The following is a 24247-nucleotide window of genomic DNA, read 5'->3' on the forward strand; positions in this document are numbered from 1 at the left end:
CCTTAACGCTTGTGACGGCGCTGGACGATCATGCTCGTCGTGCGCTTGTTGCTGCGGGTACGATAACCCTTCGTCGGCGTGCCCCACGGGCTCACCGGGTCGCGACCTGCAGCCGTCTTGCCTTCACCACCACCGTGCGGGTGATCGACCGGGTTCATTGCAACGCCACGCACCGTCGGGCGGATACCGCGCCAGCGGTTTGCGCCAGCCTTACCGATTTGACGGAGGCTGTGCTCTTCGTTGCCAACTTCACCGATCGTCGCGCGGCACTCAACGTGCACACGGCGAATTTCACCCGAACGCAGGCGGACCTGTGCGTAGGTACCTTCACGAGCCAGCAGCATCGCCGACGTACCAGCCGAACGCGCCATTTGCGCGCCCTTGCCCGGCAGCATTTCGATGCAGTGAATCGTCGTACCGACCGGAATGTTGCGGATCGGCAGCGTGTTACCTGCGCGGATCGGAGCTTCCGAACCCGACATCAGTTGCTGACCCACCGTCACACCCTTCGGAGCGATGATGTACTTGCGCTCGCCGTCCGCGTACAGAACCAGCGCGATGTTCGCGCTACGGTTCGGATCGTACTCAAGACGTTCGACCTTGGCCGGAATGCCATCCTTCGTGCGACGGAAATCGACGACACGATAGTGATGCTTATGACCACCGCCCTTATGACGCGTGGTGATGTGACCGTTGTTGTTACGGCCGGCGATCGAGGATTGCGCGTCGAGCAGCGGTGCGAACGGCTTGCCCTTATGCAGATCCTTGTTGACCACCTTGACCATCGCGCGGCGACCCGGCGAAGTCGGCTTAACTTTAACGATTGCCATGATTACTTGGCCTCCGCTTCAAAGTTGATTTCCTGACCAGGCTTCAGGCAGACGTAGGCCTTCTTCACGTCCTTGCGCTTGCCCATGAAGCGGCCAAAGCGCTTTGCCTTGCCCTTCGAGACCAGCACGTTGACAGAATCGACTTCCACCTTGAACATCAGTTCAACAGCGGCCTTCACTTCCTGCTTCGTGGCATCCGGCGCGACTTCGAACACGACTTGCTCGTTCTTGTCGGCCACCAGCGTCGCCTTTTCGGAGATCACCGGCGCGAGCAGGACCTGCATCAAACGATGATCGTTCTTGCGAATCTCGCTCATGACAGCAACTCCTCGATCTGGGCGACCGCAGCCTTCGTGATCAGGATCTTCTTGAAGTAGATCAGCGACAGCGGGTCGGCGTAACGCGGCTCGACAACTGCCACATGGGCGAGGTTGCGCGACGCGAGGTACAGGTTTTCGTCAACCGTGTCGGTAATCACCAGCACGGATTCGAGACCCATCGCCTTGAATTTTTCGGCCAGCAGCTTCGTCTTCGGCGCTTCGAGCGTCAGCTCGTCAACCACCGAGATGCGGCCTTCGCGAGCCAGCTGCGAGAAGATCGAGCAGAGACCTGCGCGATGCATCTTCTTGTTAACCTTGTGCGAAAAGTTTTCTTCCGGCGAATTCGGGAAGATACGGCCACCGCCGCGCCACAACGGGCTCGACGACATACCGGCACGGGCGCGACCCGTGCCCTTTTGACGCCACGGCTTCTTGGTCGTGTGCTTGACTTGCTCACGGTCCTTCTGCGCGCGGTTACCGCTACGGGCGTTAGCCTGGTAGGCCACCACAACCTGGTGAATCAGGGCTTCGTTGTAATCACGGCCGAACACGACGTCCGACGCGCTAACAGCTGCGCCTTCCTGACCATTGGCATTCAGGAGCTTAAGTTCCATTATTTCGCTCCTTTCACGGCGCGCGTCTTCACGGCCGGCGTCACGAAAACCTTGCCGCCCTTAGCACCCGGAACGGCACCCTTGACCAGCAACAGCTTGCGGTCGGCGTCGATACGAGCGATTTCGAGGTTTTGCACGGTTACCGTATCGTCACCCATGTGACCGGTCATGCGCTTACCCGGGAAAACACGACCCGGATCCTGCGCCATACCGATCGAACCCGGCACGTTGTGCGAGCGCGAGTTACCGTGCGAGGCACGGCCGGATGCGAAGTTGTAACGCTTGATGGTACCGGCGTAGCCCTTACCGATCGACACGCCTTGCACGTCGACCTTTTGGCCTACTTCGAAGAGGTCGGGACCCACCACGGCGCCGTTCGACAACTCGGCAGCCTTAGCGGCATCAACCTGGAATTCTTTGAGGATTTCACCGGCTTGAACACCGGCTTTGGCGAGATGACCTGCCAGCGGCTTCGTCACGCGCGATGCACGGCGCGTACCGAATGCAACCTGAACGGCCGTATAGCCATCGGTTTCCACAGTCTTGATCTGCGTCACGCGGTTGTCGGACACGTCCAGAACGGTGACGGGAATCGAATCCCCTTCAGCCGTAAAGATACGGGTCATGCCAACCTTGCGACCTACGAGTCCAAGGCTCATCGTTTTCTCCATTCCCGACTGCGATTGGTCGGGGCTAATTTACAAAATGCCGGCGTTTTTCAAGCTGAAGCACACCGACTTTTTTGCGCAAATGCGCGAAAAGCCCACTATTATAGCGAGGCTTTTCGTTTTCCGCAAGCAATCAATGACTTAGCGACGCCCAGCGGACCGGGCATCGCCGCAAAGCCTTATTGCAGCTTGATTTCCACGTCTACGCCAGCCGGCAGATCGAGCTTCATCAGTGCGTCGACGGTCTTGTCCGTCGGGTCAACGATGTCCATCAGGCGCTGGTGAGTGCGGATTTCGAGCTGGTCGCGCGACGTCTTGTTGACGTGCGGCGAACGCAGGATGTCGAAACGTTGAATACGGGTCGGCAGGGGCACCGGACCACGAACGATTGCGCCAGTCCGCTTTGCCGTGTCGACAATTTCAGCTGCCGATTGATCGATCAGGCGATAGTCGAAAGCCTTCAGGCGAATGCGGATTTTCTGGTTCTGCATGACAATTCCTTGGAAAGAGCGAGGCGATGTTGCATCGCCAAATATAAAAAGAACGTAGGGCCGGACACCCACTGAGGGCGGGCGCCCGACCCCGGGCACCTTTACTGCAAATTACTGCAACCGTGAACCCTCGATTTTACTCGAGAATCTTGGCCACGACACCTGCGCCGACGGTACGGCCACCTTCACGGATGGCGAAGCGCAGACCTTCTTCCATCGCGATCGGGTTGATCAGCTTCACCGTGATCGACACGTTGTCGCCCGGCATCACCATTTCCTTGTCCTTCGGCAGCTCGATCGAGCCCGTCACGTCCGTCGTACGGAAGTAGAACTGCGGACGGTAGTTGTTGAAGAACGGCGTGTGACGACCGCCTTCGTCCTTGCTCAGCACGTACACTTCGGCCGTGAAATGCGTGTGCGGGTTGATCGAACCCGGCTTGGCCAGCACCTGGCCACGCTCCACGTCTTCACGCTTCGTGCCGCGCAGCAGGATACCCACGTTGTCGCCCGCCTGACCCTGGTCGAGCAGCTTGCGGAACATTTCCACGCCCGTGCACGTCGTCTTCACCGTCGGCTTGATACCCACAATCTCGATTTCTTCGCCGACCTTCACCACACCGCGCTCAACCCGACCCGTCACCACCGTGCCACGACCCGAGATCGAGAACACGTCTTCCACCGGCATCAGGAATGCGCCGTCCACTGCGCGCTCCGGCGTCGGGATGTACGTATCCAGCGCGTCGGCCAGGTTCATGATCGCCACTTCGCCCAGCTCGCCCTTGTCGCCTTCCAGCGCCAGCTTGGCCGAACCCTTGATGATCGGCGTGTCGTCGCCCGGGAAGTCGTACTTCGACAGAAGTTCGCGAACTTCCATCTCGACGAGCTCCAGCAGCTCAGCGTCGTCCACCATGTCGCACTTGTTCAGGAACACGATGATGTACGGAACGCCAACCTGACGTGCCAGCAGGATGTGCTCACGCGTTTGCGGCATCGGGCCGTCAGCGGCCGAGCACACCAGGATTGCGCCGTCCATCTGCGCGGCGCCCGTGATCATGTTCTTCACATAGTCAGCGTGGCCCGGGCAGTCAACGTGCGCGTAGTGGCGGTTCGCCGTTTCGTACTCGACGTGTGCCGTGTTGATCGTGATGCCGCGCGCCTTTTCTTCCGGCGCCGCGTCGATCTGGTCATACGCCTTCGCTTCCCCGCCGAACTTCGCGGTCAGCACCGTCGTGATCGCTGCCGTCAGCGTGGTCTTGCCGTGGTCAACGTGACCGATCGTGCCGACGTTCACGTGCGGCTTGGTCCGTTCGAATTTACCTTTAGCCATGTTTCTCTTCTTTCAAAAAGTTAATCGTTGAATGACTTGCCGCGCGCTTACTTCGACTTCGCGTTGATGATTGCTTCCGACACGTTGCGCGGTGCTTCCGAATAATGCTTGAACTCCATCGTGTACGTTGCACGACCTTGGCTCAGCGAACGCAGCGACGTCGAGTAGCCAAACATTTCCGACAGCGGCACTTCGGCGCGAACAATCTTGCCGCCGCCAATCATGTCTTCCATGCCCTGAACAATACCGCGACGGCCCGAAAGATCGCCCATCACGTTGCCCATGTAGTCTTCCGGCGTTTCGACTTCCACAGCCATCATCGGTTCGAGGATGACCGGGCTTGCCTTGCGCATTGCTTCCTTGAACGCCATCGAACCGGCCATGCGGAACGCGTTTTCGTTCGAGTCAACATCGTGGTACGAACCGAACGTCAGGTGAACCTTCACGTCAACGACCGGGAAGCCTGCCAGCACGCCAGCCTTCAGCGTTTCCTGGATACCCTTGTCGACTGCCGGGATGTATTCACGCGGAATCACGCCGCCCTTGATCTCGTCCAGGAACTCGTAGCCCTTGCCTTGCTCGTTCGGCTCGAGCGTGATGACCGCGTGACCGTACTGGCCGCGACCACCCGACTGCTTGACGAACTTACCGTCAACGTCTTCCGCCTTGCCGCGAATCGTCTCGCGGTAAGCCACCTGCGGCTTGCCGACAGTCGCTTCGACGCCGAATTCGCGCTTCATCCGGTCAACCAGAATTTCGAGGTGGAGCTCGCCCATGCCCGAAATAATAGTTTGACCCGATTCTTCGTCCGTTTGCACGCGGAACGACGGATCTTCCTGAGCCAGGCGGTTCAGTGCCAGGCCCATCTTTTCCTGGTCGGGCTTCGTCTTCGGCTCAACAGCCTGCGAAATCACCGGCTCCGGGAAAATCATGCGTTCGAGCACGATCGGGCTCTGCGGATCGCACAGCGTGTCGCCAGTCGTTGCGTCTTTCAGGCCGACTGCAGCAGCGATGTCGCCTGCGCGGACTTCCTTGATTTCTTCACGCTGGTTTGCGTGCATCTGCAGAATACGACCCAGACGTTCCTTCTTGTCCTTCGTCGCGTTCAGCACCGTGTCTCCCGAATTCACAACGCCCGAGTACACACGGAAGAAGATCAGCTGGCCGACGAACGGGTCGGTCATGATCTTGAATGCCAGTGCCGAGAACTTTTCGTCGTCAGCAGCGCGGCGCTCACCCTGTTCACCGTTTTCCAGCTCGCCGGTAACCGGCGGGATGTCGATCGGCGACGGCAGGAAGTCGAGCACGGCGTCCAGCATCCGTTGCACACCCTTGTTCTTGAACGCGGTACCGCAAAGCATCGGCTGGATTTCGCAAGCGATCGTACGGTCGCGCAGACCCTTGACGATTTCCTCTTCGGTCAGCTCGCCCTCTTCGAGGTACTTGTTCATCAGCTCTTCGCTCGATTCAGCCGCGGCCTCGACCATCTTTTCACGCCACTCGTTGCACGTGTCAACGAGTTCAGCCGGGATTTCTTCGTACGAGAACTTCGTGCCCTGGGACGCGTCATCCCAAATGATCGCCTTCATCTTCAGCAGATCGACCACGCCCGTGAACGTTTCTTCGGCGCCGATAGGCACCACAACCGGAACCGGGTTCGCCTTCAGACGCAGCTTGAGCTGGTCGTAGACCTTGAAGAAGTTCGCACCGGTACGATCCATCTTGTTGATGAACGCGAGACGGGGAACCTTGTACTTGTTAGCCTGACGCCACACAGTTTCCGACTGCGGCTGCACGCCGCCCACTGCGCAGTAAACCATGCATGCACCGTCGAGCACGCGCATCGAACGCTCGACTTCAATCGTGAAGTCAACGTGGCCCGGGGTGTCGATGATGTTGATGCGGTGCTCGGCGCGGTCGCCAGCCATACCTTTCCAGAAGGCCGTGGTAGCAGCCGACGTGATGGTAATGCCGCGTTCCTGCTCCTGCTCCATCCAGTCCATGGTGGCAGCGCCGTCGTGAACTTCACCAATCTTATGGTTCACGCCGGTATAGAACAGAATGCGCTCGGTCGTCGTCGTTTTGCCGGCGTCGATGTGAGCGCTAATACCGATATTGCGGTAGCGCTCGATAGGTGTCTTGCGAGCCACTTTGATCCTCTATGGGGATAACGCGATGCGAGAAAGACCCATCGCGCTGTAACACAAACGGGCGAGGCGCTTTATAAGCGCACCCGCCCGGAATTTCTTGCCGATTTCTTCCGCTAACCCGGGATCGGGCAGCTTAGAAACGGAAGTGCGAGAACGCCTTGTTGGCTTCTGCCATCCGGTGAACTTCGTCGCGCTTCTTCATCGCGCCGCCACGGCCTTCGGCCGCTTCGGAGAGTTCACCTGCCAGACGCAGGGCCATCGACTTCTCACTGCGCTTCTTCGCAGCTTCGCGCAACCAACGCATCGCCAATGCCATACGACGCGACGGACGCACTTCGACCGGAACCTGATAGTTCGCACCACCAACGCGACGGCTCTTCACTTCGACCACCGGCTTCACGTTGTTGAGCGCTACCGTGAACACTTCCAGCGGGTCCTTGCCACCCTTGGTCTGGATCTGTTCAAAAGCGCCGTACACGATACGCTCGGCAACCGACTTCTTGCCGGAGAGCATCAGCACGTTCATGAACTTGGCTACATCTACGTTACCGAACTTCGGATCCGGCAACACTTCCCGCTTGGGGACTTCGCGACGACGCGGCATGTTTCTTCCTTTAACTTTTTCAGTTGGAGCTATTTTTAGCCCCGCGGCCACCAACTAACCCGATTCATCTCTTACGACTTACCAGCCCGGTCGGGTGACCACTTACTCGACAGCACCGGCGATTCCGGCACCACCGCTAATACCGCCTTTGCAGGCGACCTGAAACGACTGACCGGCTAATTACTTGCCAGCCTTGGCGCGCTTGGCACCGTACTTCGAACGAGCCTGCTTACGATCCTTGACGCCCTGGGTGTCCAGCGAGCCGCGAACCATGTGGTAACGCACACCCGGCAAGTCCTTCACACGACCGCCGCGAATCAGCACGACCGAGTGTTCCTGCAGGTTGTGGCCTTCACCACCAATGTACGAAATGACTTCGAAGCCGTTCGTCAGGCGCACCTTGGCGACCTTACGAAGTGCCGAGTTCGGCTTCTTCGGCGTCGTGGTGTACACGCGAGTGCACACGCCGCGACGCTGGGGGCAGTCCTGCAAAGCCGGGCTCTTGCTCTTCACTGTTTCGGAAGCGCGGCCTTTGCGAACCAGTTGATTGATGGTTGGCATTGTTTATTCCTGAAATTGAACAAAATCGACGCAAATCTTTCTGGGCAAAGCAGAAACGATTGCGCATCGAACTTCCGGATCCGATTGCCAGCGTGCGAGCTCATCTTGCTTTGACCCGCGCGGCGGCATTCCAAGAACCGGAACCTAGCATAATATTCCGAAAAGACTAAGTGAGTCAATAGCTTGCGAGGTCTCGAAGCCCCGACTGACTCTGTAATGCCTAGTCGGCACCGACCACTTCGAGCAATTCCCAACCGAAGCGGTCCAGTTTGCGCGCACCCATGCCCGGAATGCCGCGCAAGGTCTCGATGGAATCGGGGCCGTTGCGGGCAATTTCCGCCAAAGTCGCGTCGTGGAAGATGACGTAGGCCGGCACGCCGTCGGTCTTCGCCGTCTCGGTGCGCCAGGCACGCAGACGGTCCCAGCGGGCGCGCTCGCGCGGCCCCATGCCGATCGTCGGATCCGCGCGCTCACTGGTTCGGCCAGACGACTGGCGGGTACGCGTCGGCTTCACATAGCGGCGCATCGTGACGTTCTGCTCGCTCTTGAGTACCGCTTTGCTGGCCTCGGTGAGCACCAGCGAGCCGAAGCCCTCATGGTCGACCGTCAGGTACCCGAACGCGACGAGCTGGCGGAAGATGGCGCGCCATTCCGGCTCGCCCAGCGCAGCGCCTATTCCGAAGGTGGTCAACTTTTCATGACCGCGTTGCAAGATCTTTTCGCTGCGGTTGCCACGCAAGATGTCGATCAGATGGCCGGCGCCGAAGTGGAAACCACTCGCCCGTTGCGCGCGGAACACGCAGGACAGCGCCATTTGCGCCTCCCGCGTTGCATCCCAGGTGTCGGGCGGTTCAAGACAGGTATCGCAATTGCCGCAGGGTTTGCTCGATTCACCAAAATAGTTAAGCAGACGCACCCGGCGGCATGTCGCCGCTTCGCACAAGCCAAGCAGCGCGTCGAGTTTACCGGTCTGCACGCGCTTATGCGCATCGTCGGCGTCCGATTCGTCGATCATCTTGCGCTGCTGCACGACGTCGCCGAGGCCGTAGGCCATCCATGCGTTCGCCGGCATGCCGTCGCGGCCCGCGCGGCCCGTTTCCTGGTAGTAGCCTTCGACGCTTTTCGGTAAATCCAGGTGAGCGACAAAACGCACATCCGGCTTGTCGATGCCCATACCAAACGCGATCGTCGCGCACATGACGATGCCTTCCTCGCGCTGGAACATCTCCTGGTGCTTCTGGCGAATCTCGAACTCCATGCCAGCGTGATACGGCAGCGCACGCATGCCCTTCTCTTTCAGCCACTCGGCCGTTTCTTCCACCTTGCGACGTGACAGGCAATACACGACGCCGGCGTCGGTCGTGCCGTCGGGCCTGGAATGCTCGGCGCGGATGAAATCGAGCAATTGCGTCCGCGCATTGTCCTTTTCGACGATCCGGTAGCGGATATTCGGGCGGTCGAAACTGGAGACGAAAACCCGCGCATCGTCGAGCGCGAGGCGGTGGATGATTTCATCGCGCGTGATGGCGTCAGCGGTAGCCGTAAGCGCGATGCGAGGCACGTTCGGAAAACGTTCGTGCAACACCGACAGCTGAATGTACTCAGGGCGGAAGTCGTGCCCCCATTGCGAAACGCAGTGCGCTTCGTCGATCGCAAACAAGCCGATGCGCGTGCGCTCGAGCAGTTCCTGGAAGCGCGACGTCATCAGCCGCTCGGGAGCCACATACAGCAGATCGATCTCGCCTTCGCGCAATGCACGCTCAGTCGCGGCGGCCTCCGGGCCAGACAAGGTCGAATTCAGATACGCCGCGCGCACGCCGACTTCCTTGAGCGCAGCAACCTGATCCTGCATCAGCGCGATCAACGGCGACACCACGATCCCCGCGCCCAGCCCTGCCTCGCGCCGCACCAGCGACGGAATCTGGTAGCACAGCGATTTGCCGCCGCCCGTCGGCATCAACACGAGGCAATCGCCGCCGCCGGCGACATGTTCGACAATCTCCCCCTGTTGCCCTCTGAACGCGGGGTAACCGAAGACTTCGTTGAGGATTTCGAGCGAACGGGACATGAATTTGAAAGAGGACAGCGTATTGCCGGTGACACGAATTTTACCAACGCATTCGTGCTACGCCCGCGCTTTCCGACAACGTTAGCCAATTGGCCTACAAAACCGCTCAAAGGTGCGTCAAAAGCGACTGTGGTGCGCGGGACAGGAGTAACTGCTAAAGCACTGACTGCTGTCGATAAAAAAAAGCCGCTCAGTCGAAACTGAGCGGCTTCTGGCTTACGAGCCCAAGCGGCTTGCGCCGCCAGAACTTATTCGCCTGAGTGTTGCTGTTCGGCGGCCGGGGTTTCCGGCGTACCGAATTCGAACGACTCTTCCGCGGCGATCTGATCGAAACGCTCGCGGTCGGACAGTTCCTTGCTCTTGCGTGCCTTGTGGAACGCGAGACCCGTACCGGCCGGAATCAGACGGCCAACGATCACGTTTTCCTTCAGACCGCGCAGGTCGTCGCGCTTGCCCATAATCGCCGCTTCGGTCAGCACGCGGGTCGTTTCCTGGAACGATGCCGCAGAGATGAACGAGTCGGTCGACAGCGACGCCTTCGTAATACCGAGCAAGACGTTTTCGTACGTTGCCGGACGCTTGTCTTCCGCGATCATACGGTCGTTCTCGTCGAGCATATCCGACCGCTCGACCTGTTCGCCCGGGATGAAACGCGTATCGCCGTTGTCCGTAATCTGCACGCGGCGCAGCATCTGACGAACAATCACTTCAATGTGCTTGTCGTTGATCTTCACGCCCTGCAGACGGTACACGTCCTGCACTTCGTCCACGATGTAACGCGACAGCGCTTCGACGCCCTGCAGACGCAGGATGTCGTGCGGATCGGCCGGCCCGTCGACAATCATTTCGCCCTTGTTGACGACCTGACCATCGTGCACCAGAACCTGCTTTTCCTTCGCGATCAGGAACTCGTGCTGGTTGCCCTCGAGGTCCGTGATAACGAGACGCTGCTTGCCCTTCGTGTCCTTACCGAACGACGTGGTACCCGTGACTTCCGCCAGGATACCTGCGTCCTTCGGCGAACGTGCTTCGAACAGTTCCGCCACACGCGGCAGACCGCCGGTAATGTCACGCGTCTTCTGCGATTCGGTCGGGATACGTGCGAGCACTTCACCCACCTGCACCTGCTGACCATCCTTCACGGTGATCAGAGCGCCGACCTGGAAGCCGATCTGCACCGAGTGCTCGGTGTTCGGGATCTTGACTTCTTCACCGCTCGCATCCAGCAGCTTGACCTGCGGACGCACCGTCTTCGAAGCTTGCGAACCGCGGCGCTTCACGTCGATCACGACCAGCGTCGAGAGACCCGTCACATCGTCGATCTGCTTGGCAACCGTCACGCCTTCTTCGACGTTTTCGAACTTCACCGTACCACCGTACTCGGTGATGATCGGACGCGTCATCGGATCCCACGTTGCCAGTTGCGTGCCGGCCTTGATCTGCGCGCCGTCCAGTTGCAACAGCGTCGCGCCGTACGGCACCTTGTGACGCTCACGCTCACGGCCGTGGTCGTCGGTGATCATCGCTTCGCCCGAACGCGAGATGACGATCTGCTCGCCCTTCGCATTCGTGACGTAACGCATCGTCGACGTGAAACGAACCGTACCGTTCGACTTGGCTTCGATCGACGAGGCCACTGCCGCACGCGATGCCGCACCACCGATGTGGAACGTACGCATCGTCAACTGCGTGCCCGGTTCACCGATCGACTGAGCAGCGATCACACCCACTGCCTCGCCGACGTTGACCGAGGAGCCGCGGCCCAGGTCGCGACCGTAGCAGGCTGCGCACAGACCGTAACGCGTTTCGCAAGTCAGCGGCGTACGCACGCGTACTTCGTCGATGCCGAGGCGTTCGATTTCTTCGACCGCGTCTTCGTCGAGCAACGTGCCTGCTTCGTACAGCGTTTCCTGCGATTCCGGATTGACGACGTCAGCCACCGCCACACGACCGAGGATACGGTCACGCAGGGCTTCGACGACTTCACCGCCTTCAACCAACGCCTTCATGGCGACGCCGTTCGACGTACCGCAATCGTCTTCGACCACCACCAGATCCTGCGTCACGTCCACCAGACGGCGCGTCAGGTAACCCGAGTTTGCCGTCTTCAGTGCCGTATCAGCCAGACCCTTCCGTGCACCGTGGGTCGAGATGAAGTACTGCAACACGTTCAGGCCTTCGCGGAAGTTCGCCGTAATCGGCGTCTCGATGATCGAGCCGTCCGGCTTCGCCATTAGGCCACGCATACCGGCCAGCTGACGAATCTGAACTGCGGAACCGCGAGCACCCGAGTCAGCCATCATGTAGATGGAGTTGAACGACTCCTGACGCGTCTGGTTGCCGTCGCGATCGACCACCGGCTCCGTCGAGAGCTGTTCCATCATCGCCTTGCCTACCGCTTCCGACGTTGCCGACCAGATGTCGACCACGTTGTTGTAGCGTTCTTGTGACGTGACGAGACCCGACATGTACTGACGGTCGTATTCCTTCACCTTCTTCGCGGCGTCGCCGACGATGGTTTCCTTCTGCGGCGGCACGAGCATGTCGTCCACGCAGATCGAGATACCAGCGCGCGTTGCCAGACGGAAACCCGACTGCATCAACTGGTCGGCGAAAATCACCGTTTCACGCAGACCGCACTTGCGGAATGCGGTGTTGATCAGACGCGAGATTTCCTTCTTCTTCAGCGGCTTGTTCAGCACCGAGAACGGCAGTCCCGGCGGCAGAATTTCCGACAGGATCGAACGGCCGACGGTCGTCGCATACAGCGTGATCTTCGGCACGAACTTCGGCGCACCTTCCGACTTGTCTTCGTTGTGGACCATTTCGGTGATCCGAACGTTGACGCGCGAAGCGAGCTCGACTTCCTTGTTCTCGTATGCACGCAGCGCTTCCGAGACGCCGGTGAACGTCAGGCCTTCGCCCTTGGCGTTCACAGCTTCGCGGGTCGCGTAGTACAGGCCGAGCACGATATCCTGCGACGGCACGATCGACGGATCGCCGTTAGCCGGGAACAGGACGTTGTTCGACGCCAGCATCAGCGTGCGCGCTTCCATCTGCGCTTCGAGCGACAGCGGCACGTGCACAGCCATCTGGTCACCGTCGAAGTCGGCGTTAAACGCCGCGCAAACGAGCGGGTGCAGCTGGATTGCCTTACCTTCGATCAGCACCGGCTCGAAAGCCTGAATGCCAAGACGGTGAAGCGTCGGCGCACGGTTCAGCATGACCGGATGCTCGCGGATCACCTCTTCCAGGATGTCCCACACCACCGGCGTCTGGTTCTCGACTTCCTTCTTCGCAGCCTTGATGGTGGTAGCGACACCCATCACTTCGAGCTTGTTGAAGATGAACGGCTTGAACAGTTCGAGCGCCATCAGCTTCGGCAGGCCGCACTGATGCAGCTTGAGCGTCGGGCCGACCACGATCACCGAACGGCCCGAGTAGTCCACACGCTTACCGAGCAGGTTCTGACGGAAACGACCGCCCTTACCCTTGATCATGTCAGCGAGCGACTTCAACGGACGCTTGTTCGCGCCGGTCATCGCCTTACCACGACGGCCGTTATCGAGCAGCGAATCGACGGCTTCCTGCAGCATCCGCTTTTCGTTGCGGACGATGATTTCAGGCGCCTTCAGTTCGAGCAGACGCTTCAACCGGTTGTTACGGTTGATCACGCGGCGATACAGGTCGTTCAGGTCCGACGTCGCGAAACGGCCGCCGTCCAGCGGCACCAGCGGACGCAGTTCCGGCGGCAGCACCGGCAGCACTTCGAGCACCATCCAGTCAGGCTTGATGCCCGAACGCTGGAAGGCCTCGAGCACCTTCAGGCGCTTCGCGTACTTCTTGATCTTCGCTTCCGAACCCGTGTTCTTAAGTTCGGTGCGCAGCATCTCGACCTGTTCGTCGATGTTGATCGCGCGCAGCAGTTCGCGCACGCCTTCCGCGCCCATTTCGGCACGGAATTCGTCACCGTACTCTTCGACCTTGTTGTAGTAATCCTCTTCCGTCATGATCTGCCGCGCTTTCAGCGGCGTCATGCCCGGATCGATCACCACATAGGCTTCGAAGTACAGCACGCGTTCGATGTCGCGCAGCGTCATGTCGAGCACCATGCCCAGACGCGACGGCAGCGACTTCAGGAACCAGATGTGCGCAACCGGCGAGGCCAGTTCGATGTGGCCCATCCGTTCGCGGCGCACCTTCGCCAGCGTGACTTCAACGCCGCACTTCTCGCAGATCACGCCACGGTGCTTCAGGCGCTTGTACTTGCCGCACAGGCATTCGTAGTCCTTGATCGGCCCGAAAATCTTCGCGCAGAACAAGCCATCACGTTCCGGCTTGAATGTCCGGTAGTTGATGGTTTCCGGCTTCTTCACTTCACCGAACGACCACGAACGGATCTTGTCCGGCGACGCCAGACCGATCTTGATTGCATCAAAAACTTCTTCTTGTTGGACTTGCTTGAATAGATCGAGCAGAGCTTTCATTGCCTTCTCTCCGTAGTCCGATTAGTTGCGGTCGAGGTCGATATCGATACCGAGCGAGCGGATTTCCTTCACCAACACGTTGAAGGATTCCGGCATGCCTGCATCGATCACGTGATCGCCCTTGACCAGGTTCTCATAGACCTTGGTCCGGCCAGTCACGTCGTCCGACTTCACCGTCAGCATTTCCTGCAGCACGTACGATGCGCCGTACGCTTCGAGCGCCCACACTTCCATTTCACCGAAACGCTGGCCACCAAACTGCGCCTTACCGCCCAACGGCTGCTGCGTCACGAGCGAGTACGGGCCCGTGGAACGCGCGTGCATCTTGTCGTCGACCAAGTGGTGCAGTTTCAGGTAGTGCATGTAGCCGACCGTGACCGTACGCTCGAACATCTCGCCCGTGCGACCGTCGTACAGGCGGACCTGGTTCTTCGACGGCGTCATGCCGAGGTTCTTCGCGATGTCGTCCGGGAAGGCCAGATCCAGCGCGCGCGACATTTCTTCTTCCGTCGCACCGTCGAACACCGGCGTGGCAAACGGAACGCCTTCGCGCAAGTTCTTCGCCAGTTCGACGATTTCGTCGTCCGTGAAGCTGTCCAGCTCTTCAGCGCGGCCCGACTCGTTGTAGATCTTGGTCAGGAATGCGCGCAGTTCTTCGATCTTCGCCTGACGCTGCAGCATTTCGCCGATACGCCAGCCGAGACCCTTCGCGGCCCAACCCAGATGCACTTCGAGAACCTGGCCCACGTTCATCCGCGACGGCACGCCGAGAGGATTCAGCACGACGTCAGCCGGACGGCCATCGGCCATGTACGGCATGTCTTCGATCGGAACGATCTTCGACACCACACCCTTGTTACCGTGACGGCCGGCCATCTTGTCGCCAGGCTGCAGACGACGCTTCACAGCCAGATACACCTTGACCATCTTCAGCACGCCCGGCGGCAGTTCATCGCCCTGGGTGAGCTTCTTACGCTTTTCTTCGAACGCCAGGTCGAACTGGTGACGCTTCTGTTCGATCGAGTCCTTGATGGCTTCGAGCTGCGCCGCTGCTTCTTCGTCCGCGAGGCGGATGTCGAACCAGTGATAGTGATCCAGATCTTGCAGGTAAGCCTGGTCGATCTTCGTACCCTTCGCGAGCTTCTTCGGGCCACCGTTGGCAACCTTGCCGTCCAGCATACGTGCGAGACGCTGGAACGCGTCGCCTTCCACGATACGCAACTGGTCGTTCAGGTCGAGGCGATAGCGCTTCAGTTCATCGTCGATGATCTGCTGGGCACGCTTGTCGCGCTGGATGCCTTCACGGGTGAACACTTGCACGTCGATGACCGTGCCGCTCATGCCCGACGGCACGCGCAGCGACGTATCCTTCACGTCCGAAGCCTTTTCACCGAAGATCGCGCGCAGCAGCTTTTCTTCCGGCGTCAGCTGGGTTTCACCCTTCGGCGTTACCTTACCGACCAGCACGTCGCCTGCTTCGACTTCAGCGCCGATGTAGACGATGCCCGACTCATCGAGACGGCCGAGTTGTACTTCGGCCAGGTTCGAGATGTCGCGCGTGATTTCTTCCGGTCCAAGCTTCGTATCGCGAGCAACGACGTTCAGTTCTTCGATGTGGATCGAGGTGTAGCGGTCGTCAGCAACCACCTTCTCCGAGATCAAGATCGAGTCTTCGAAGTTGTAGCCGTTCCACGGCATGAACGCGACCAGCATGTTCTGGCCGAGAGCCAGTTCGCCGAGATCGGTCGATGCACCGTCAGCCAGCACGTCGCCACGCGACACGATGTCGCCGACCTTCACGATCGGACGCTGGTTGATGTTCGTGTTCTGGTTCGAACGCGTGTACTTGATCAGGTTGTAGATGTCCACGCCGACGTCGCCAGCAGCGGCTTCATCGTCGTTCACGCGGATCACCATACGGCCTGCGTCGACGTAATCCACCACGCCACCGCGGAATGCCTGAACCGTCGTACCCGAGTCAACTGCCACCGTACGCTCGATACCCGTACCGACCACGGCCTTTTCAGGACGCAGACACGGCACAGCCTGACGTTGCATGTTCGAACCCATCAATGCGCGGTTCGCGTCATCGTGCTCGAGGAACGGAATCAGCGAAGCAGCGACCGAAACGATCTGCGACGGCGCCACGTCCATGTACTGGATGCGGTCCGGCGTAACCATCAGCGTTTCGCCTGCTTCACGCGACGACACCAGCTCGTCGGTCAGCGAGCCGTCAGCAGCCACGGCCGCGTTCGCCTGAGCGATCACGTAACGGCCCTCTTCGATCGCCGACAGATAGTCGATCTGATCCGTCACCTTGCTGTCCACAACCTTGCGATACGGCGTTTCGAGGAAGCCGTATTCGTTCAGGTGCGCGTACAGAGCCAGCGAGTTGATCAGGCCGATGTTCGGACCTTCCGGCGTTTCAATCGGGCACACACGGCCATAGTGGGTCGGGTGCACGTCGCGGACTTCAAAGCCAGCGCGCTCACGAGTCAAACCGCCCGGGCCAAGAGCCGAAACACGGCGCTTGTGGGTGATTTCCGACAGCGGGTTGGTCTGGTCCATAAACTGCGACAGCTGCGACGAACCGAAGAACTCGCGGATCGCCGACGAAATCGGCTTCGAGTTGATCAGGTCGTGCGGCATCAGGTTTTCGCTTTCAGCCTGACCCAGACGTTCCTTCACCGCACGTTCCACACGCACGAGACCGGCGCGGAACTGGTTCTCCGCCAATTCGCCGACGCAACGCACACGACGATTGCCCAAGTGGTCGATGTCGTCCACTTCGCCCTTGCCGTTACGCAGCTCGACCAGGATCTTGATCGTGGCGAGGATGTCGTCGTCTTGCAGCGTCATCGGGCCGACGATTTCGTCGCGACCGACACGGCGGTTGAACTTCATACGACCCACCTTGGACAGGTCGTATGCGTCTTCACTGTAGAACAGACGGTTGAACAGCGCCTCGACCGCTTCTTCGGTCGGCGGTTCGCCCGGACGCATCATGCGGTAGATCGCGATGCGAGCGGCCATCTTGTCGGCGGTTTCGTCGATACGCAGCGTCGAGGAGATGTACGGACCTTGATCGAGATCGTTCGTGTAGAGCGTCTGGATGTCCTTGATCTTCGCTTCGCGCAGCTTTTCGAGGACGGTTTCCGTGATTTCGTCGTTCGCGTTGGCGATGACTTCACCGGTGTCGCCGTCAACGACGTTCTTCGCCAGCGTACGGCCGAGCAGATAGTCTTCCGGCACCGAGATGAACTTCGTCTTCGCGTTTTCGAGGTCACGAATGTGCTTGGCGTTGATCCGCTTGTCCTTCTGGACGATCACGTTGCCGTCACGGTCCGAAATGTCGAAGCGCGCGACTTCACCACGCAGACGCTCCGGCACGAATTCCATCTGCGCGCCTTCCGGCATCAGCGTGAAATTGTCGAACACGAAGAAGTTAGCGAGGATCTGTTCCGGCGTCAGGCCAATGGCCTTGAGCAGAATCGTGACCGGCATCTTACGGCGGCGGTCGACGCGGAAATACAGCACGTCCTTCGGGTCGAATTCGAAGTCGAGCCACGAACCACGGTAAGGAATGATACGTGCCGAGAACAGCAGCTTGCCCGAGCTATGCGTCTTGCCCTTGTCGTGTTCGAAGAACACGCCAGGCGAGCGGTGCAGCTGCGAAACGATCACGCGTTCCGTGCCGTTGATGACGAACGAACCAGTCGGCGTCATGAGCGGAATTTCGCCCATATACACTTCCTGTTCCTTCACTTCCTTGACGACCGGCTTGCTCGGCGATTCCTTATCGAGCAGCACCAGGCGCACTTTCGCGCGCAGCGCTGAGCAGTACGTCAAACCGCGCTGCTGACATTCCTTGATGTTGAATGCCGGCGGCGACAGCATGTAGCTGACGAACTCTAGACGGGCGAAGCCGTTGTGAGAAACAATGGGGAAAACGGACGTAAACGCCGCTTGCAGGCCTTCCGGCTTGCGTTGCGTCGAAGACGTGTCGGCTTGCAGAAACGTGCTGAATGATTCAAGCTGGGTAGCCAGCAGGAAAGGTACTTGGTGAACGATGGGGCGCTTCGCGAAACTCTTGCGAATGCGCTTCTTCTCGGTGAAGGAATATTGCATACGATCTCCGAATCACGGCGGGCATTGTTGTCGAGGCAGGATACCTTGATGAGACAACCCGAGTGTTCACCGACTGAGACCCGATGGCCGTCCGATGGCTTGAACGAGCCTAGAAGCTTGGTGGTTGGCCGCTACCAACCGCTGGCTGACGGCAGCGGATGCCTATGTTGCCCGCTACCCGACCAAACTTGCCTTCTGCAGTCGCTTCAGAAGACAAAGAAAAACGCCGGTCAATGCTGCCGAAAGGCGATTTTCTTTGGCTTCTAGGACTACGTTCTTACCGAAACAACCCGGCAAAAACGTAGCGCCCACAAAGCACAAAAAGGCCGGCGGTGGAAAACCGCCAGCCTTCGCACAGCGCGCCGAAAGTTACTTGATTTCAGCTTTCGCGCCGGCTTCTTCCAGCTTCTTCTTGGCTTCTTCAGCAGCAGCCTTGGGTACCGCTTCCTTAACAGGCTTCGGTGCGCCGTCGACCAGGTCCTTCGCTTCCTTCAGGCCGAGACCCGTCAGTTCACGAACAGCCTTAATGACCGAAACCTTGTTCGCGCCGACTTCCGTCAGGTTGACCGTGAATTCGGTTTGCTCTTCAGCAGCAGCTGCAGCGCCGCCGCCTGCCGGGCCTGCCACTGCAACAGCAGCTGCCGACACGCCAAACTTTTCTTCGAACGCCTTAACCAGCTCGTTCAGTTCCAGAACCGACATCGAGCTTACTGCTTCGAGGATGTCTTCTTTTGCGATTGCCATTTGAAATACTCCTAAATTGAATTCGGATACAGCCAGCGATCAATTACGCTCGACTGAAGTGCGTTAAGCAGCGGTTTCTTCGCCTTGTTTCTTTTCTGCCAGCGCGGCCAGAGCGCGCGCGAAGCCAGAAACAGGTGCCTGCATAACGTACAACAGCTTGGAGAGCAGTTCTTCGCGGCTCGGGATGTTTGCCAGCGCTTGCACGCCAGCCTTGTCCATCACCTTGCCTTCGTAGGAACCAGCCTTGATGATCAACTTGTCATTGCTCTTGCCGAAGTCGTTGACGACCTTGGCAGCAGCAATTGCATCTTCCGAGATGCCGTAGATCAGGGGGCCAGTCATCTGCTCTGCCAGCGAAGCAAACGGGGTACCTTCGACAGCGCGACGCGCCAGCGTGTTCTTCAACACGCGGAGGTACACCTGTTGCTCGCGCGCTTTCGCGCGCAGCTTGGTCAGATCGCCAACCGCGATTCCACGATACTCAGCAAGAACGACGGTCTGGGCTTTCGCGACTTGCGCGGCAACCTCAGCGACGACGGCCTGCTTGCTTTCTTTATTGAGTGGCACGGTTAACCTCCAGATTCGATACACGCAGCGTGCGCCTTGTGCATCGCGTTCAACAACGGCGTCCGACCAGTCAGGAGTATTTCGACCACGCGCTGTTCGCATTGCTGCGGACAACCCGCGGTTTCATCACCACAAAACCTTTTCGGGTTCGCCATCTGCGTTGGCTTTACATTAAGGGTCGGCCTACCTGCTGCTTTCCCGCCAACGGTCTTTGACAACCGGTCGTTCGATGCAGACTGCCATCTTGCGACCGCCCAAAGCCCTTAGAACCGCCTCGACTCACATCAAGGCGATGAATTTTCTTACTGTGCTGCGAGCGATGTCTGGTCGACGCGAACGCCAACACCCATCGTGCTCGACAACGCGACCTTACGCAGGTACACACCCTTGCTCGTTGCCGGCTTCGCCTTTTGCAGCGCTTCGACGAGAGCAGCCAGGTTGGTGCGCAGAGCCGTCGGCTCAAACGAAGCGCGACCAATGGTGGCGTGGATGATACCGGCCTTGTCGACGCGGAATTGCACCTGACCTGCCTTGGCGTTCTTCACAGCCGTCGCGACGTCCGGCGTCACGGTACCGACCTTCGGGTTCGGCATCAGGCCACGCGGGCCAAGGATCTGACCAAGCGTACCGACAACGCGCATCGTGTCCGGCGAAGCGATCACGATGTCGAAGTCCAGCTTGCCGGCCTTGACCTGTTCAGCCAGGTCTTCCATACCGACGATTTCCGCGCCTGCTGCACGAGCTTGCTCAGCCTTTTCGCCCTGAGCGAACACAGCGACGCGAACCGACTTGCCGGTACCGGCCGGCAGTACGACCGAGCCACGAACCACTTGATCCGACTTCTTCGCATCGATGCCGAGTTGCACAGCAACGTCGATCGATTCGTCGAATTTCGCGCTTGCGCACTCTTTCACGAGCGACAGCGCTTCGTCGATCGCGTACAGCTTCTGGCGATCAACCTTGTTTGCAAATGCTTGCAGACGCTTCGAAAGCTTAGCCATTTACACGCCCTCCACGGTGATGCCCATCGAGCGCGCGCTACCAGCGATCGTACGGACCGCTGCGTCCAGGTCAGCTGCCGTCAGATCGGGCATCTTGGCCTTGGCGATGTCTTCAGCTTGTGCGCGCGTGATCTTGCCGACCTTGTCGGTGTGCGGCTTTGCCGAACCCTTGTCGATCTTCGCTGCCTTCTTGATCAGAACCGTAGCCGGCGGCGTCTTCAGAACGAACGTGAAGCTCTTGTCCGCGAACGCAGTGATCACGACAGGAATCGGCAGACCCGGTTCCATTGCCTGAGTCTGCGCGTTGAACGCCTTGCAGAACTCCATAATGTTCAGGCCACGCTGACCCAGTGCCGGACCGACCGGCGGCGACGGATTGGCTTTACCTGCAGGAATCTGCAGTTTGATAAAGCCGATGATTTTCTTTGCCATGTTGAAAACCTCGTTGGAACGCCGCGCTGCTACATGCGGGCGTTCAGGTGAGTAGTAGCGCGCGTTCGCCGAAACCGGCTACTGACGCTCCTCAACGGCCATTACGCGGACCGTAAGCGCGAAATACGGAACGCGCCGTTAGGCGCGCTCCGCGGAATCTTCATTACAACTTTTCGACCTGACCAAATTCCAGCTCGACCGGCGTTGCGCGGCCGAAAATGGTGACAGACACGCGGACTCGCGACTTCTCGTAGTTCACTTCCTCGACGCTGCCGTTGAAATCCGTGAACGGGCCGTCCTTGACGCGAACCATCTCACCGACCTCGAACAGAGTCTTCGGACGCGGCTTCTCGACGCCTTCCTGCATCTGCGACATGATCTTCTCGACTTCCCGCGGGGAAATCGGGCTAGGACGATTGCGCGCACCGCCCACGAAACCGGTCACCTTTGCCGTGTTCTTCACGAGGTGCCACGTCTCGTCAGTCATTTCCATTTCCACAAGCACATAGCCCGGGAAGAAACGACGCTCGGTCACTGACTTGTGACCGCCTTTGACCTCTACGACTTCTTCAGTAGGCACGAGAATCTGGCCAAACTGGTCTTGCATGCCAGCACGTTCGATGCGCTCCTGAAGCGCACGTTGCACGCTCTTCTCCATACCGGAGTAGGCGTGCACGACGTACCAACGTTTTCCACTCGGGGATGCCGGAGTATCGCTCATATCATTTCCAACCCAGAATCGCCGAGAAAATCGCCCATTCTATGGACTTATCGCAAATCCACAGAAACACCGCCATGATGAACACAAAAGCGAACACCACGAGAGTTGTTTGCGTTGCCTCTTTACGAGTCGGCCAAACAACCTTGCGGACTTCTTTGTACGAGTCCTTGGCGAATGCGATGAAACCCTTACCGGGCGCGGAGAGAAGTCCGACTGCAACACCCGCGATGACGCCAACAGCCAAGGCAGCTCCGCGGACGTACCATTCCTGGCTACCGAGCCAGAAGAACCCCACGAACCCGGCCAAGACCAACAATACGCCCGCAGCGACCATCAGCTTGTCGCCGGAAGTATTTACAGTTTCGACGGAAGGATTCGCCATAACACCTTAACGAGCGCCACATACGGCGCGAGAGTTGGCAGGGGCAGAGGGAATCGAACCCCCAACCTTCGGTTTTGGAGACCGACGCTCTGCCAGTTGAGCTATACCCCTAAACCATTTTGGGGTTGACGACACCGCCAACCCCGAAACTTCTAATCCACGAGTACTGGCTGGCTTACTCGAGAATCTTGGCAACGACACCTGCGCCGACGGTACGGCCACCTTCACGGATGGCGAAGCGCAGACCTTCTTCCATCGCGATCGGGTTGATCAGCTTCACCGTGATCGACACGTTGTCGCCCGGCATCACCATTTCCTTGTCCTTCGGCAGCTCGATCGAGCCCGTCACGTCCGTCGTACGGAAGTAGAACTGCGGACGGTAGTTGTTGAAGAACGGCGTGTGACGACCGCCTTCGTCCTTGCTCAGCACGTACACTTCGGCCGTGAAGTGCGTGTGCGGGTTGATCGAACCCGGCTTGGCCAGCACCTGGCCACGCTCCACGTCTTCACGCTTCGTGCCGCGCAGCAGGATACCCACGTTGTCGCCCGCCTGACCCTGGTCGAGCAGCTTGCGGAACATTTCCACGCCCGTGCACGTCGTCTTCACCGTCGGCTTGATACCCACGATCTCGATTTCTTCGCCGACCTTCACCACACCGCGCTCAACCCGACCCGTCACCACCGTGCCACGACCCGAGATCGAGAACACGTCTTCCACCGGCATCAGGAATGCGCCGTCCACTGCACGCTCCGGCGTCGGGATGTACGTATCCAGCGCGTCGGCCAGGTTCATGATCGCCACTTCGCCCAGCTCGCCCTTGTCGCCTTCCAGCGCCAGCTTGGCCGAACCCTTGATGATCGGCGTGTCGTCGCCCGGGAAGTCGTACTTCGACAGAAGTTCGCGAACTTCCATCTCGACGAGCTCCAGCAGCTCAGCGTCGTCCACCATGTCGCACTTGTTCAGGAACACGATGATGTACGGAACGCCAACCTGACGTGCCAGCAGGATGTGCTCACGCGTTTGCGGCATCGGGCCGTCAGCGGCCGAGCACACCAGGATTGCGCCGTCCATCTGCGCGGCGCCCGTGATCATGTTCTTCACATAGTCAGCGTGGCCCGGGCAGTCAACGTGCGCGTAGTGGCGGTTCGCCGTTTCGTACTCGACGTGTGCCGTGTTGATCGTGATGCCGCGCGCCTTTTCTTCCGGCGCCGCGTCGATCTGGTCATACGCCTTCGCTTCCCCGCCGAACTTCGCGGTCAGCACCGTCGTGATCGCTGCCGTCAGCGTGGTCTTGCCGTGGTCAACGTGACCGATCGTGCCGACGTTCACGTGCGGCTTGGTCCGCTCAAACTTACCCTTGGCCATTTTCGACTCCTAAGAGGATTATCCGTACGTTGCGCCGCGCGCAAACAATCACTGAGTACTTCTGGTGCCCATGGGCAGGATCGAACTGCCGACCTCTCCCTTACCAAGGGAGTGCTCTACCACTGAGCCACATGGGCGCTACATCTTCGTTACTGGAGCGGGTGAAGGGAATCGAACCCTCATCGTAAGCTTGGAAGGCTTCTGCTCTACCATTGAGCTACACCCGCAAGGATCTCTTCGATTCCCAATCACTACTTCAGCGTGCATTCTGGTGGAGGAGGTTGGATTCGAACCAACGTAGGCGTAAGCCAACAGATTTACAGTCTGCCCCCTTTAGCCACTCGGGCACCCCTCCGCAGAGAACTGATGATTATGGGGGAAGAGCACTACAATGTCAAGTACCGCCTGACCGCCCAGAACCCCAAAGCCCTCACTTATAACCGTTTCCGTAAACGCAGAAACCCCACCGTTTGCGGGGTGGGGTTTCTGATGCTGCTAGGGAGCCTGACGATTACCTACTTTCACACGGGTAATCCGCACTATCATCGGCGTGGAGTCGTTTCACGGTCCTGTTCGGGATGGGAAGGGGTGGTACCGACACGCTATGGTCATCAGGCATGACTTGTTGCTGCACTGCTCATGGAGCAATACGGCCAATCGGGAAGAAGTAGTTTCTGGTGATGCTCACCAGCGGGAGCGTTCTGGGGTTGTGTTGTTTCTGGCACAACACTGATCACTCAACCGTGCGTTCTGCTACCCCCGTCTGGGGGTTCACACGCATCCCCT

19 protein-coding genes, 4 tRNA genes and 1 rRNA gene are annotated in these 24247 nt (G+C 59.1%); all 24 read right to left on the reverse strand.

Features of this window, described 5'->3' with window-relative positions; genetic code table 11:
- Window positions 1–2: 2 nt before the first annotated feature.
- Window positions 3–830 carry a 50S ribosomal protein L2 gene (gene rplB / locus BUS06_RS01695; RefSeq protein ID WP_074262704.1) on the reverse strand — a complete coding sequence of 276 codons (828 nt, stop codon included), beginning with the start codon at window positions 828–830 and terminating at the stop codon, window positions 3–5.
- A 2-nt stretch (window positions 831–832) separates the two neighbouring features.
- Complete coding sequence (rplW, locus tag BUS06_RS01700) at window positions 833–1147, reverse strand: 50S ribosomal protein L23 (RefSeq protein WP_074262705.1); 315 nt, start codon at window positions 1145–1147, stop codon at window positions 833–835.
- A complete protein-coding gene (rplD, locus tag BUS06_RS01705) occupies window positions 1144–1764 on the reverse strand; it encodes a 50S ribosomal protein L4 (protein WP_074262706.1) in 621 nt (206 codons plus the stop codon). Before rplD ends, rplW begins: the two co-directional genes overlap by 4 nt.
- Entirely contained in the window at window positions 1764–2423 is a 660-nt protein-coding gene (gene rplC, locus BUS06_RS01710; RefSeq protein WP_074262707.1) for a 50S ribosomal protein L3, read from the reverse strand. The genes rplD and rplC overlap by 1 nt, the downstream gene beginning before the upstream one ends.
- A gap of 188 nt (window positions 2424–2611) precedes the next feature.
- Window positions 2612–2923: a 30S ribosomal protein S10 gene (rpsJ, locus tag BUS06_RS01715; RefSeq protein ID WP_006998489.1), complete on the reverse strand. Its 312-nt coding sequence runs from the start codon at window positions 2921–2923 to the stop codon at window positions 2612–2614.
- Window positions 2924–3059: 136 nt separating this feature from the next.
- Window positions 3060–4250, reverse strand: coding sequence for an elongation factor Tu (gene tuf / locus BUS06_RS01720; RefSeq protein ID WP_074262708.1), 1191 nt, complete (start codon window positions 4248–4250; stop codon window positions 3060–3062).
- 47 nt (window positions 4251–4297) lie between these two features.
- Complete coding sequence (gene fusA / locus BUS06_RS01725) at window positions 4298–6400, reverse strand: elongation factor G (RefSeq protein WP_074262709.1); 2103 nt, start codon at window positions 6398–6400, stop codon at window positions 4298–4300.
- A 133-nt stretch (window positions 6401–6533) separates the two neighbouring features.
- A complete protein-coding gene (gene rpsG / locus BUS06_RS01730; protein WP_006053291.1) occupies window positions 6534–7004 on the reverse strand; it encodes a 30S ribosomal protein S7 in 471 nt (156 codons plus the stop codon).
- A 180-nt stretch (window positions 7005–7184) separates the two neighbouring features.
- A complete protein-coding gene (rpsL, locus tag BUS06_RS01735) occupies window positions 7185–7565 on the reverse strand; it encodes a 30S ribosomal protein S12 (protein ID WP_035935550.1) in 381 nt (126 codons plus the stop codon).
- Window positions 7566–7785: 220 nt separating this feature from the next.
- A complete protein-coding gene (recQ, locus tag BUS06_RS01740) occupies window positions 7786–9633 on the reverse strand; it encodes a DNA helicase RecQ (protein WP_074262710.1) in 1848 nt (615 codons plus the stop codon).
- Window positions 9634–9881: 248 nt separating this feature from the next.
- Window positions 9882–14120, reverse strand: coding sequence for a DNA-directed RNA polymerase subunit beta' (rpoC, locus tag BUS06_RS01745; RefSeq protein ID WP_074262711.1), 4239 nt, complete (start codon window positions 14118–14120; stop codon window positions 9882–9884).
- Between the two features lie 21 nt (window positions 14121–14141).
- Window positions 14142–18248 carry a DNA-directed RNA polymerase subunit beta gene (rpoB, locus tag BUS06_RS01750; protein WP_074262712.1) on the reverse strand — a complete coding sequence of 1369 codons (4107 nt, stop codon included), beginning with the start codon at window positions 18246–18248 and terminating at the stop codon, window positions 14142–14144.
- Window positions 18249–18617: 369 nt separating this feature from the next.
- Complete coding sequence (gene rplL / locus BUS06_RS01755) at window positions 18618–18992, reverse strand: 50S ribosomal protein L7/L12 (RefSeq protein ID WP_062129471.1); 375 nt, start codon at window positions 18990–18992, stop codon at window positions 18618–18620.
- A gap of 63 nt (window positions 18993–19055) precedes the next feature.
- Window positions 19056–19559 carry a 50S ribosomal protein L10 gene (rplJ, locus tag BUS06_RS01760; RefSeq protein WP_074262713.1) on the reverse strand — a complete coding sequence of 168 codons (504 nt, stop codon included), beginning with the start codon at window positions 19557–19559 and terminating at the stop codon, window positions 19056–19058.
- A 302-nt stretch (window positions 19560–19861) separates the two neighbouring features.
- Window positions 19862–20560 (reverse strand): 50S ribosomal protein L1, encoded by a 699-nt coding sequence (gene rplA, locus BUS06_RS01765; protein WP_074262714.1) that lies wholly within the window; start codon window positions 20558–20560, stop codon window positions 19862–19864.
- Complete coding sequence (rplK, locus tag BUS06_RS01770; RefSeq protein WP_074262715.1) at window positions 20561–20992, reverse strand: 50S ribosomal protein L11; 432 nt, start codon at window positions 20990–20992, stop codon at window positions 20561–20563.
- 163 nt (window positions 20993–21155) lie between these two features.
- Window positions 21156–21713 carry a transcription termination/antitermination protein NusG gene (gene nusG / locus BUS06_RS01775; RefSeq protein WP_007180147.1) on the reverse strand — a complete coding sequence of 186 codons (558 nt, stop codon included), beginning with the start codon at window positions 21711–21713 and terminating at the stop codon, window positions 21156–21158.
- 1 nt (window position 21714) lies between these two features.
- Window positions 21715–22095, reverse strand: a complete 381-nt coding sequence (gene secE, locus BUS06_RS01780) for a preprotein translocase subunit SecE (RefSeq protein WP_074262716.1) — start codon at window positions 22093–22095, stop codon at window positions 21715–21717.
- Between the two features lie 35 nt (window positions 22096–22130).
- Window positions 22131–22206 (reverse strand) — tRNA-Trp (locus BUS06_RS01785).
- Window positions 22207–22270: 64 nt separating this feature from the next.
- Entirely contained in the window at window positions 22271–23461 is a 1191-nt protein-coding gene (gene tuf / locus BUS06_RS01790) for an elongation factor Tu (protein ID WP_074262708.1), read from the reverse strand.
- A 62-nt stretch (window positions 23462–23523) separates the two neighbouring features.
- Window positions 23524–23598: transfer RNA gene (locus BUS06_RS01795), tRNA-Thr, on the reverse strand.
- Between the two features lie 16 nt (window positions 23599–23614).
- Window positions 23615–23688: transfer RNA gene (locus BUS06_RS01800), tRNA-Gly, on the reverse strand.
- 42 nt (window positions 23689–23730) lie between these two features.
- A tRNA-Tyr gene (locus BUS06_RS01805) sits at window positions 23731–23816 on the reverse strand.
- A gap of 147 nt (window positions 23817–23963) precedes the next feature.
- Window positions 23964–24077 (reverse strand): 5S ribosomal RNA (gene rrf / locus BUS06_RS01810).
- Between the last annotated feature and the right edge of the window lie 170 nt (window positions 24078–24247).

It is taken from the genome of Paraburkholderia phenazinium, from assembly GCF_900141745.1.
Classification (GTDB): domain Bacteria; phylum Pseudomonadota; class Gammaproteobacteria; order Burkholderiales; family Burkholderiaceae; genus Paraburkholderia; species Paraburkholderia phenazinium_B.

Coding starts and splice junctions, on each gene's coding strand:
- rpsG (WP_006053291.1), bottom strand. CDS start 7,004: ATGCCGCGTCGTCGCGAAGTCCCCAAGCGGGAAGTGTTGCCGGATCCG.
- rpsJ (WP_006998489.1), bottom strand. CDS start 2,923: ATGCAGAACCAGAAAATCCGCATTCGCCTGAAGGCTTTCGACTATCGC.
- recQ (WP_074262710.1), bottom strand. CDS start 9,633: ATGTCCCGTTCGCTCGAAATCCTCAACGAAGTCTTCGGTTACCCCGCG.
- rpsL (WP_035935550.1), bottom strand. CDS start 7,565: ATGCCAACCATCAATCAACTGGTTCGCAAAGGCCGCGCTTCCGAAACA.
- tuf (WP_074262708.1), bottom strand. CDS start 23,461: ATGGCCAAGGGTAAGTTTGAGCGGACCAAGCCGCACGTGAACGTCGGC.
- rplW (WP_074262705.1), bottom strand. CDS start 1,147: ATGAGCGAGATTCGCAAGAACGATCATCGTTTGATGCAGGTCCTGCTC.
- rpoB (WP_074262712.1), bottom strand. CDS start 18,248: ATGCAATATTCCTTCACCGAGAAGAAGCGCATTCGCAAGAGTTTCGCG.
- rplB (WP_074262704.1), bottom strand. CDS start 830: ATGGCAATCGTTAAAGTTAAGCCGACTTCGCCGGGTCGCCGCGCGATG.
- rplC (WP_074262707.1), bottom strand. CDS start 2,423: ATGAGCCTTGGACTCGTAGGTCGCAAGGTTGGCATGACCCGTATCTTT.
- secE (WP_074262716.1), bottom strand. CDS start 22,095: ATGGCGAATCCTTCCGTCGAAACTGTAAATACTTCCGGCGACAAGCTG.
- nusG (WP_007180147.1), bottom strand. CDS start 21,713: ATGAGCGATACTCCGGCATCCCCGAGTGGAAAACGTTGGTACGTCGTG.
- rpoC (WP_074262711.1), bottom strand. CDS start 14,120: ATGAAAGCTCTGCTCGATCTATTCAAGCAAGTCCAACAAGAAGAAGTT.
- tuf (WP_074262708.1), bottom strand. CDS start 4,250: ATGGCTAAAGGTAAATTCGAACGGACCAAGCCGCACGTGAACGTCGGC.
- rplD (WP_074262706.1), bottom strand. CDS start 1,764: ATGGAACTTAAGCTCCTGAATGCCAATGGTCAGGAAGGCGCAGCTGTT.
- rplL (WP_062129471.1), bottom strand. CDS start 18,992: ATGGCAATCGCAAAAGAAGACATCCTCGAAGCAGTAAGCTCGATGTCG.
- rplK (WP_074262715.1), bottom strand. CDS start 20,992: ATGGCAAAGAAAATCATCGGCTTTATCAAACTGCAGATTCCTGCAGGT.
- rplA (WP_074262714.1), bottom strand. CDS start 20,560: ATGGCTAAGCTTTCGAAGCGTCTGCAAGCATTTGCAAACAAGGTTGAT.